Genomic DNA, 1,217 nt, shown 5'->3' with positions numbered 1-1,217 from the left:
CCACGGGGAAGCGCTTCATTGCAACGAACGGCATTCATTTCTTCTATCGGCGTCGTGCGAATTCGATGTATCACACTCCGGAGCGTGTCGCGCGGCATCGTGAGTTGTACCACGCGTTGTTGACGGGCAAGATGGTCGAGGCGGGGGAGGTGAGGCTCCCACTGTATGTTCTTGAGGGCGGGCAGGCCGCCTCTGCAGCGCCCGGCGCGTTGGAGGAGGAACTCCACGCGTTACGCAGTCAGCTCGCCTTCTATCAGAACAGCAGGGCCATTTTTGCGACGCGGAAGATCGTGGAGTACCTCAAGGCCAAGGCGCCGTGGGCGATCAAGCTGTCGCGGCACGGGTTGCAAACCGTATGGCGTGCGCGCAGACGGCTGCGCTCGTAATGGCCTTCAGTCGTCCAACACCCGGGTAGGAACTGCTCCATCGAGGAACAAGCGGAGCGCGGCTCGAATCCCGAAGGCGAAGCATTCGTCGCTGCGGGACCGATGGCCCGGCGCCTGATGTGTCTTTGCGTTCAATTGCTTTGTTTCTGGCCCCATAAAGGTAGCGGCCAGATTGCGCAAAGGCTCTCGTCTCGCCTACCGTATTCCGGAATGAGCATGGATGGGGGGCGGTTTTCTATCCGGGATGAGAGGTGTTCGAACACTTTTTGTTGCACTTCCAATGCGTTCCATTCTCGTCTGCGACGGGTATATGACTTTCGTTGAACCCCGATGCCAAACTCATCGGCTACAATGCTGTCGCTATAATTTTTCTTGTTTTACTTGTACTTGGCCGTCGTGTATGAGCCTCAGCATTCGGCTTATGCTTGACAAAACGACGACCAGCGCTCGGCCGATCATGCGGCGGCCCGACCGCCAATCTATGTGGCTGTCGATGCAGCCGCATGTCCTTCGCGACCGAGCATTGCCGAGGCTCGGGTTGTCCAAAGATCGTGCGCGCGTGGATGGGTGGAGCGCCTGCGCACGAGTGCGGGGAGGGCCGGCAGATGCTACGCTTGGATGCCTTCGAGAAGTCGCGCCGCGCACGCCCGGCCTGCCATCTCGCCGCGTTCGAAGCGAGACACAAGGCGTGGCCGTGAGCTGTACCGAACTCAAAGCATCGTTGCCCGGTTCTTCAATCGCATCAGACATTTTGATCGGGTCCGCACTCGATACGACAAGCTCGCGGGCGACTGGCTCGCCTTCGCTTGCCGGTACTTTGGGACGGCGGAT

General features: G+C 59.6%; 1 protein-coding gene. It reads left to right on the top strand.

Annotated features, from left to right (window positions below; translation table 11 throughout):
* Positions 1-386 (top strand): hypothetical protein (locus AB0F11_RS38285; RefSeq protein WP_362184505.1); only part of this gene is annotated, 386 nt, incomplete at its 5' end.
* Positions 387-1,217: the final 831 nt, after the last annotated feature.

The sequence above is a fragment of the Streptomyces sp. NPDC032472 genome, assembly GCF_040636955.1.
Taxonomy (GTDB): Bacteria; Actinomycetota; Actinomycetes; order Streptomycetales; family Streptomycetaceae; genus Streptomyces.
Note: the sequence above shows the minus strand (reverse complement) of the source record. Positions and strands in the feature narration are given on the sequence as shown.